This is a genomic window from Micromonospora endophytica (assembly GCF_003236305.1).
GTDB lineage: Bacteria > Actinomycetota > Actinomycetes > Mycobacteriales > Micromonosporaceae > Micromonospora > Micromonospora endophytica.
In genome coordinates this window covers 1-8,763 of record NZ_POTX01000241.1, presented here as the reverse complement: position 1 = coordinate 8,763, position 8,763 = coordinate 1, and the positions used below count along the sequence as shown (strand labels likewise).

General features: G+C 70.6%; 12 protein-coding genes. 7 read left to right on the top strand and 5 right to left on the bottom strand.

The window, feature by feature from the left end:
• Positions 1-13: 13 nt before the first annotated feature.
• The 3 genes from corA to C1I93_RS25195 form a co-directional block, all read right to left on the bottom strand.
• Positions 14-1,198: a magnesium/cobalt transporter CorA gene (gene corA, locus C1I93_RS25205; RefSeq protein ID WP_111245770.1), complete on the bottom strand. Its 1,185-nt coding sequence runs from the start codon at positions 1,196-1,198 to the stop codon at positions 14-16.
• 325 nt (positions 1,199-1,523) lie between these two features.
• Positions 1,524-2,618 (bottom strand): aminotransferase-like domain-containing protein, encoded by a 1,095-nt coding sequence (locus tag C1I93_RS25200; protein ID WP_111245769.1) that lies wholly within the window; start codon positions 2,616-2,618, stop codon positions 1,524-1,526.
• 117 nt (positions 2,619-2,735) lie between these two features.
• Positions 2,736-3,227 carry an ester cyclase gene (locus C1I93_RS25195; protein ID WP_111245772.1) on the bottom strand — a complete coding sequence of 164 codons (492 nt, stop codon included), beginning with the start codon at positions 3,225-3,227 and terminating at the stop codon, positions 2,736-2,738.
• Between the two features lie 126 nt (positions 3,228-3,353).
• Between C1I93_RS25195 and C1I93_RS25190 the strand changes: the two genes are divergently transcribed.
• From C1I93_RS25190 to C1I93_RS25160, 7 genes are all read left to right on the top strand, one after another.
• Positions 3,354-3,803 (top strand): NUDIX domain-containing protein, encoded by a 450-nt coding sequence (locus tag C1I93_RS25190; RefSeq protein WP_181445320.1) that lies wholly within the window; start codon positions 3,354-3,356, stop codon positions 3,801-3,803.
• Positions 3,800-4,612, top strand: a complete 813-nt coding sequence (locus C1I93_RS25185; protein ID WP_111245768.1) for a hypothetical protein — start codon at positions 3,800-3,802, stop codon at positions 4,610-4,612. The genes C1I93_RS25190 and C1I93_RS25185 overlap by 4 nt, the downstream gene beginning before the upstream one ends.
• A gap of 118 nt (positions 4,613-4,730) precedes the next feature.
• Entirely contained in the window at positions 4,731-5,462 is a 732-nt protein-coding gene (locus tag C1I93_RS25180; RefSeq protein ID WP_111245767.1) for a phosphocholine cytidylyltransferase family protein, read from the top strand.
• Positions 5,450-6,517, top strand: a complete 1,068-nt coding sequence (locus C1I93_RS25175; RefSeq protein ID WP_111245766.1) for an iron-containing alcohol dehydrogenase family protein — start codon at positions 5,450-5,452, stop codon at positions 6,515-6,517. The genes C1I93_RS25180 and C1I93_RS25175 overlap by 13 nt, the downstream gene beginning before the upstream one ends.
• Positions 6,501-7,214 carry a CDP-alcohol phosphatidyltransferase family protein gene (locus C1I93_RS25170; RefSeq protein WP_181445319.1) on the top strand — a complete coding sequence of 238 codons (714 nt, stop codon included), beginning with the start codon at positions 6,501-6,503 and terminating at the stop codon, positions 7,212-7,214. The genes C1I93_RS25175 and C1I93_RS25170 overlap by 17 nt, the downstream gene beginning before the upstream one ends.
• 230 nt (positions 7,215-7,444) lie before the next feature.
• On the top strand, positions 7,445-7,690 hold the full coding sequence (locus C1I93_RS25165) for a FitA-like ribbon-helix-helix domain-containing protein (protein WP_111245764.1): 246 nt from the start codon (positions 7,445-7,447) through the stop codon (positions 7,688-7,690).
• On the top strand, positions 7,687-8,112 hold the full coding sequence (locus tag C1I93_RS25160) for a type II toxin-antitoxin system VapC family toxin (protein WP_111245763.1): 426 nt from the start codon (positions 7,687-7,689) through the stop codon (positions 8,110-8,112). Before C1I93_RS25165 ends, C1I93_RS25160 begins: the two co-directional genes overlap by 4 nt.
• 34 nt (positions 8,113-8,146) lie before the next feature.
• On the opposite strand, the gene C1I93_RS25155 is transcribed toward C1I93_RS25160, so the two are convergent.
• The gene (locus C1I93_RS25155) at positions 8,147-8,407 is read right to left on the bottom strand and encodes an SRPBCC family protein (RefSeq protein WP_181445318.1); all 261 of its coding nucleotides are present in this window, start codon (positions 8,405-8,407) and stop codon (positions 8,147-8,149) included.
• A complete protein-coding gene (locus tag C1I93_RS25150; protein ID WP_111245762.1) occupies positions 8,404-8,631 on the bottom strand; it encodes a hypothetical protein in 228 nt (75 codons plus the stop codon). Before C1I93_RS25150 ends, C1I93_RS25155 begins: the two co-directional genes overlap by 4 nt.
• Between the last annotated feature and the right edge of the window lie 132 nt (positions 8,632-8,763).

The window sequence follows — 8,763 nt, the reverse complement described above, 5'->3', positions numbered from 1 at the left end:
GGGCGGGGTGGGGTTAGAGCCAGTCGTTGCGGCGGAACCAGCGGTAGAGCGCCAGCGAGATGGTGACCATCAGGGACATCACCACGGGGTAGCCGTAGATCCAGTGCACCTCGGGCATGAAATCGAAGTTCATGCCGTAGATGCCGGCGATGGCGGTCCAGACCGCGGCGATGGCCGCCCAAGCGGCGATCTTGCGCATGTCGTTGTTCTGGTCGACGGTCACCTGCGCCAGCCGCGCCTGGAGGATCGAGTTGAGCAGGTCGTCGTAGGAGTTGACCTGTTCCACGGTGCGGCTGAGGTGGTCCTGCACGTCGCGGAAGTAGCGGCGTACCTCCTTGGGCACCTCGCGGTTCATCTGCGTGGTGAGCGCGAGCAGCGGTCGCTGCAACGGCATCACCGCCCGCTTGAACTCCACCAACTCCCGCTTCATCTGGTAGATCCGCTGGATCCGGCCGCTGGACTGGCGGTCGAAGACCTCCGCCTCCAGCGCGTCCATGTCGTCTTCGAGCCGGTCGGCGACCTCCAGGTAGAGGTCCACCACGCGGTCGGTGATGGCGTACGCCACCGCCCACGGGCCGTGTGACAGCAGCTCCTGTCGGGCCTCCAACTCCTCCCGGACCGGGGCGAGCCGGCAGGCGTCGCCGTGCCGGACGCTGATCAGGAACTGCGGACCGATGAAGAGCATCACCTGCCCGGTCTCCACCACGTCGGAGGTCTCGGTCAGCTCGGTGTGCTCGCAGTACCGGGCGGTCCGCAGCACCAGGAAACTGACGTCGCCGAAGCGCTCCAGCTTGGGCCGCTGCTGCGCCTTCACCGCGTCCTCGACGGCCAACTCGTGCAGCCCGTAGGTCGCGGCGATCTCGGTCATCTCGGCCAGGTCCGGCTCGTGCAACCCGAGCCAGACGAAGCCGGTCTCGGCGCGTCGGGCCGCGGCCAGCGCCTCGGCGTAATCCCAGTCACCGGTCTGCCGCTGCCCGTCGAGGTAGAGCGCGCAGTCCACGATCGCGCTGCGCGAGGGGGCGGTCGGATGCGTGACGGGTTGGGCACCGTCGGGGTTGAGCCGGCGGGTCACCGCGCGTACCGGTGACCAGCTGCGGGGTCGCAGGATCCGGCCGCCGTCCGCAGTCGAACCACTTTCGGTGGTCGCCCGCTGGCCGTTCGTGGCGGCGCCCCGTCCCCGCTGGATCCGATCCGTCATCTCGCCCCCTCCCACGCTCGGCTGCGGCTTGCAGGTTACGCCGCCGCGCCGATCGTCGAGGTGCGTCGGACGCCGAGGGGTGGCGCCGGACGGACCGGACCGCATCGGGGGGGTGAGGGGCGATCCGGTCCGCCCGGCGCCGTGGGGGCGGGGGGTTGTGCTGGTCGCGCCCCCACCAGCGTGGCGGGCAGCCGGCTCGTCGAGGGCCGGCTTGTCATCCGGTACGCGTGGTCGGTGACGCTCGCAGCATTGTCGGCCGCCAGCCGGGCCAGCGGGAGTCCCTGAACCCACCGGATCCCGCTTCTGTCAGAAATCCGACAGAAATTCAGCCTCGTACGGCTGCCATGGCCTCGGCCAGACGCCGTACACCCTCGTCGATCCGATCGGCGGTGACCGCCGAAAAGGCCAGCCGGAGCGCGTGCCGCCCGCCGTCGATGACGAAGTCGCTGCCCTTGACGACCGCGACGCCGCGCTCGGCCGCCGCCGGGGCGAGCTTGTCGACGTCCACGTCCTCGGGCAGCTCGACCCAGAGGAAGTAGCCGCCGTCGGGCTCCACGAACCGGGCCTCGGGAATGTGCCGGCGCAGCGACTCGGCGAGCACACCGGCCCGCTCACCCAGGGCCGCCCGGACCGTTTCGATGGAACGCTCGATGTCACCCGACACGCAGAACTGGTGCACGATCGCCTCGGAGACCATGCCCGGGGAGATGTAGAGGCTGGTGGCCTTCTTCGCGATGTCGGCGATCAGGTCCGCCGGGCCCACCAGGTAACCCACCCGCACACCCGGGCAGACGGTCTTGGTGAAGCTGGAGGCGTGCACCACGACGTTGCGGGTGTCCATCGACAGCATCGACGGCAGCGGCTCACCGCGGAACCGGATGTCGGCGTACGGGTCGTCCTCGAAGATGGTGAAGCCGTACTCGGCGGCGAGGTCGAGCAGCTCGCGACGCTTCTCCAGGGAGAGCGTCACGCCGGCCGGGTTCTGGTAGTTCGGGATGATGTGCGCCAGCCGGGGACGCACTCCGGCCTCCAGCAGCTTGCGCAGCTCGCCGGTGTCCAGCCCGTCCGGCTCGATGGTCACCCCGTGCAGTTCAGCGCCGGCACGCTGCAGGTTGAGCAGGGTGCGGTCGTAGGTCGGTCGCTCGACCACCACCGCGTCGCCGGCCTGGACCAGGTGGTCGAAGAGGAAGGCGTCCGCCTGCAACGAACCGTTGGTGATCAGCACCTGGTCCGCCTCGACCCCGTGCTTCTCGGCGATCCACCGGCGCAGCGGCAGGTAACCGACGGAGGTGCCGTACGCGGTCACCCCGGCGGGGTCGGCGTCGAAGGCGCGGACGGCGGCGGCCTTGAGCCCCTCGACATCGACGATGTCCAGCGAGGGCGCGCCACGGGCGAAGGAGATCAGCTGCTCGGCGGTCATGGCTGTTCAGCGTACGGGCGATGGCGGGCCGGACGCGGACGGCACGGCGATGTCCGCATCCTGAGCCACCGAGTCGGGTGAACCGGACACCCGCCCATCGGCCGGCTGTGCCGGAAATCAGGCCGTAAGGCCGAGCGGTTCCTGCTGCGGTCGACGGAACCGCGCCCCGAAGGCCGGCTGCGGTACCCGCGACAACCCCGCCACCCGCAGGCCGAGCAGGGCGATCAACTGCCCCCAGTCGAAGTAGGACCGCCACGCCGCGATCCGGCCCCGGCGCACCCGGACCACGTCCACCACCTCCCAGGAGACGGTGCGGCCGGTGGGCGCGACGGTGCCGAACGGCGTGTGCAGCACCCCGGTGTGGGTGCCGGTGAGCCGCTGCTCGACCGCCGCGCCGCCGGCCGTGCGTACCGCGCCGAGCGGGTCGACCTGCAGATCGGGGAAGGCGCCCGTCCAGGTACGCAGCAGCGCCGGCAACTCCGACGGGCGCACCGTCACACCGGGCATGGCGTAATGGGCGTCGGTGGCGTACAGCTCCGGCAGGCGCGCCACGTCCCGCCGCAGGAGCATCGCGTACTGCTGCTCGACCAACCGGTTCGCGTCGCGCATGGTGACCTCCCCACCGACACGGTCGGCCGTGCCGGTCAGGGGAACCCTTACCCCCGGGGCCGCCGGATCACACCGGCGGAACGGACCACGTCAGCAGGCCCGCTGACCGGCGGCTACTGTTTCTGGGTGCCCACGGAGCCGCTGCACTGCGCCGGAGCGCTCATCGTCAACCCCCAGGGACGCCTCTTCTTCCAGCGCCGATCCCCACACCGCCGGCTCTTTGCCAACTGCTGGGACATCGTCGGCGGGCACCTGGAACCGGGCGAGACCATCGAGGACGCCCTGCGCCGAGAGGTCACCGAGGAGACCGGCTGGCGGGTGGTGGAGATCCTCGAGCAGGTGGGCGAATACCGCTACGTCGGCGACGACGGTCTGCCCAGGGTCGAGACCGACTGGCTGGTCCGGGTCGACGGTGACCTGACCGCGCCGGTGCTGGAGGCGGGCAAGCACACCGAGTACCGCTGGCTCGGCCCCGACGACCTGGACCTGCTCGACGAACACCGCGACGTCAACGACGGTCTGATCCGGCGGATCGCGGAGCGGGCCTTCGTCCTGCTGGGGCCGACAGGTTCGTGAGCGACAGCGTCGGGCTCCCACCGCACCGGCACGCCGCGCTCGTCGCGCCCGCCGTCGACCGGGTGTGCATCGCCGCCATGCAGGCCGGCCGGGACGGCGGTGGGGCCGAGCTGAGCCAACGGTACGGCGGCCCGACCGCCACCGGCTTCCTGGTGGAGCTACGCACCCGGCTGGCGATACCCGGTGGCACCGTCGACGGGGCCGGCTTCGCCGCCGTCACCCGCTACCGGGATCCGATCGCCTGCCGGCGGATCGTGGACCGGCACGTCGCGTACGGCATGGTGCACCGGGCACCGGACGGAGCGCTCACCGCCACCGAACGCGGCCTGGCCTTCCTCACCGAGCTGTACCAGGTGCACGCCGAGGTGACCGAGGAGCTGTGGGCCGGGCACGAAGACCGGGTGCTCCGGTTGACGGAGATCGCCGGCCGCCTGCTGGCCGCCGCCTCCGCGCCGGAGCTGGCAGCCGGGTCCGCCGGGGCCGGGCACAGCGGGGCCGGCGACGGTGACGGGCCGGGGTCGGGGTCGGCGTTCGCCGCGCTCGCACCCCCGCACGAGCCGGACGGCACCCCAGCCGGCGTGCTGCTACTCAACCGGCTCGGCACGCTGCGGTATCACCGGGCCGACGCGCACGCCGCGGCGTGGGAGGCCGCCGGACACACCCCGCCCAGCATCACCGAGCTGCCCGACGGGGCGCAGCGGCGGGCCATCGAGCTGGAGACCGACCGCCGGGCCGCCGGTCCGTACGCCACCCTCACCGCAGCGGAGCGACTTGAGCTGCTCGCCGACCTGGCCGCGCTGCCGGGCTGAGCTGGCGCCGCCGGGCGAGAGCCGACCACGGCGCTGCCGGGCTGACCGACGACGGCCGTGCCACGGGCGGCGCTATCCTCCTTCGGTGACTGCCCCGAGAACAGGAACCGATGTCGGCATGGTCGGAATGGTGCTGGCGGCGGGAGCCGGCCGCCGACTGCGCCCGTACACCGACACCCTGCCCAAGGCCCTGGTGCCGGTGGATGGCGAGATCACCATCCTCGACATCGCCCTGCGCAACCTCGCCGAGGTGGGGCTGACCGACGTGGTGGTGGTGGTCGGCTACGCCGCCAACGCGGTCCGCGAACGCCAGGCCGACCTGGAGCGCAAGTACGGCGTCACGCTCACCCTCGTGCAGAACGACAAGGCCGAGGAGTGGAACAACGCGTACTCCCTCTGGCTGGCCCGCGAGTGGTTCGCCCGTGGGGTGCTGCTGGTCAACGGCGACACCGTGCACCCGGTGAGCATCGAGAAGACGCTGCTGTCCGAGCGCGGTCCCGGCGTGCTGCTGGCCATCGACACCGTCAAGGCGCTGGCCGAGGAGGAGATGAAGACCACCTTCGACGCCGCCGGCCAGCTCACCCGGATCACCAAGCTGATGGACCCCGGCGAGGCGTACGGCGAGTACATCGGCGCCACCCTGATCGAGCCGCAGGTGGCCGACGCGCTCGCCGACGCGCTGGAGGCGACCTGGCGGCGCGACCCGAACCTGTACTACGAGGACGGCTACCAGGAGTTCGCCGACCGGGGTGGCGAGGTGCGGGCCGCGCCGATCGGCGACGTCGCCTGGGTGGAGGTCGACAACCACGACGACCTGACCCGGGCGCGGGAGATCGCATGCCGCTACTAGCCCGTACCGTCACCACGCCGCTGGCGATCGAGGTCCGCCGGGGCGCGGTGGCCAACCTCGGTGACCTGCTGGCCGACCGGAGAATCTCCGCTGGTGGCGACGTGGCGGTGGTGGTCGGGCCCGGGCAGGGCGAGAAGGTCGTCGAGTTGTGCCGGCCAACGCTCGGCTCGGCCGACGTGTTCACCGTCACCGGCGGCACCATCGACGCCGCGAACGAGCTGGGTGACCGGCTGCGCCGCCGCCCGTACGACGCGGTGGTCGGCATCGGCGGCGGCAAGACCATCGACACCACCAAGTACGCCGCCACCCGCTACGGCATCCCGATGGTGAGCGTGGCGACGAGCCTCGCCAACGACGGCATCGCCTCGCCCACCGCCTCCCTGGACCACGAGGGCGGCAAGGGCTCCTACGGGGTGCACATCCCGATCGCGGTAATCGTCGACCTGGACTTCGTGGAGAACGGGCCGGACCGGCAGACCCAGGCCGGCATCGGTGACGCGGTGAGCAACCTGAACGCCTGCGCCGACTGGGAGCTGGCCCACCAGGTACGCGACGAGCCGATCGACGGGCTGGCCGTCACGCTGGCGCGGACCGGGGCCGAGGCGCTGCTCAACCACCCCGGCAAGATCACCGATGACGGCTTCCTCACCACTCTGGCCGAGGCGCTGATCCTGGGTGGCATCGCCAGCTCGGTGTGCGGCTCCACCCGGCCGGCCAGCGGCGGCGACCACGAGATCTCGCACGCCATCGACCGGCTCTACCCCGGCACCGGCTCACACGGGGAGCAGGTCGGCCTGGGTGCGCTGTTCTGCACCTTCCTCCGGGACGACCTGGAACGCTTCGGCCAGCTCGCCCGCTGTCTGCACCGACACGGCCTCTCCACCCGCCCCGGCGACCTCGGGCTCACCGACGAGCAGTTCGTCGAGGCGGTGGCCTTCGCGCCGAACACCCGACCAGACCGTTACACCATCCTCGAACACCTCGCGCTGTCCGCTGACGATCTTCGTACCCGGCTGAGAGACTACGATGACGCCCTCCGTGAGCACCTTGGCTGAGCCGACCCGCCCCACCGTCGCCGACTTCCACCGGGTCAACCGGGGTGGTGGCCTGTTCAGCGAGTCGGTCAGCCAGTGGATCGGCGCGGTCTTCGCGCTGGTCGCCCAGCGGCTCGGCCTACGCCCCACCGCGCTTACCATCACCAACCTGATCCTCGGCCTGGCCACCTCGGCCACCGTGGTCGCCCTCGCCGGCCCGGTCGCCGCCGGAGACACCCCCGCCTGGGTGGTCGGCCTGGCCGCCCTGTTCGGCTGGCAGATCGCGTACGCCCTGGACTGCGCCGACGGTCAGCTCGCCCGGGTCACCGGGCAGGGCAGCGCCGCCGGTGCCCGGGTCGACGTGCTCTGCGACGTGGCCGCCCAGATCGCCCTGGTGGCCGCCCTCTCCGCAGTGGCGGTGGCACAGCGCCCGGAGACGCCGGTCTGGCTGGTGGCCACCTTCGCCGGCACCTGGATGGTCAACCTGGTCACCTCGGTCATGCAGTCCGGCCCCAACGCCGCCAGCATGGTCACCTCGACCAGCCTGCCCGTACGCCTGGTGAAGCTGGTCCGCGACTACGGCGCGGTAATCTTCGTCGCCGCCCTGGTCCTGGCGTTCGCTCCGGCGCTGGTCTTCTGGGTGATCGTGGCGTTCACCGTCGTCAACGGCGGCTTCCTGCTCGCCAGCATCGCCTTCTCCGCCCGCGCTTCCCTGTAGGTGCTAAGGAGGGTCCCCCTATTAACGCCTCGTGTATAGGAAGGGCCCCCTATTAACACGCCGGCAGCAGGGCTGGTGCACCAGTTGCTCGCCGCATCCGTTCACCTCGGCACGCAACCATGATCACGCTCGTTGAAGGATCGATGGGCCGCCAACACTGGCGGCTCGTCAGCCGCCCTTTGCGCGCTAGCATTGCTATCAGATTGGCCCTGAGCTGAAGGAGGCGAGCGATGGCTGCCCTCAGCATCCGCGATCTGGACGACGCGGTGAAAGACAAGCTCCGCCTCCGCGCGGCTCGGCACGGTCGATCGATGGAGGCCGAGATCCGGGATATCCTGACCACCGCTGTCGCCGAGGATGCGCCGCGAACCGATCTCTTCAGTGCACTGACCGAGCGGTTTCAGCAACTCGGCGGTGTGGATCTGGAAATACCGGAGCGACACGCGCCACCCCGAGCGGCGGATTTGGCCGAATGATCGTCCTCGACACGAACGTCGTCTCCGAACTCATGCGCGCTGAGCCAGCTCACGCGGTGCTCAAGTGGCTGCGGGCGAACTCGGACAACGGCCTCTACACCACGACGATCACTGTCGCCGAGATCCGCTACGGCATCGCCCGTTTGCCCGAAGGGCGACGCCAGCAGTCGTTGCACCAGGCGGCCAACGAGATCTTCGCCGCCTTCCCACGGCAGGTTCTTCCCTTCGACATCGCCGCGGCCAGCGCGTACGCCGACATCGTCGCCAGCCGCGAGAACGCCGGCCACCCGATCGACGGCTTCGACGCGCAGATCGCCGCCATCTGTCGTTCCCAGGTGGCCACCCTCGCGACCCGCAACCTCAAGGACTTCGCCGACACCGGCATCCCCGTCGTGGATCCCTGGGACGAGTCACCTGGCTGACTCAGGATGCTCAACGGTGCCCGCGTGCCACCGATCAGGTACGGGTGGACCGCAGCACTGCGTCGAGCCCGTTCAGTTGCCGGACGCTTCCGCCGCGTAGGTGTGCCAGGTCCGTGCTGCCGTGACCGGTGTAGCGGAGAAAGGTCACCTGTTCGGTCCGGCCCAGGCGGGTTCCGCCTGGACCGGCATCGAGCCGGACGGTGGCCAGTCGGTACTCCAGTCGCTCAGGCGCGGTGTCCAGCCCAGTGAAAACGCTGCGCGCGGACTCGCCACCGCCCACCACTCGGCCACTCACTGCAGCAGGCCGTGAGCGGTCTCGTCCGATGGGTCCGTGATCACCAGACCGACATCGCCCGCAACCGCGACATGTTCGACCAGCCCGGCCCGCGCCACCTCGGCGGGTTCGTCGTCGAGTCGCATGAGCTGCTCACACGTCCCGTACTGGGTCTTGCGGGTGAGGGGAAACATCGCCGACGTCGGCGACTTTCCGGGCCGCGGGCGGATGACGATCGACCGCATGCCGAAAGCACCCCTCTTCGTTGTCCTCGCTCCCGCGCTCGTGATCGTCTACGGCCTGGTCCGGCTACTGGAGGGCTTGACAAGAACATAGTCATCACCCCCCGAACCGCCCGCCTCACCACCCCCTCAGGC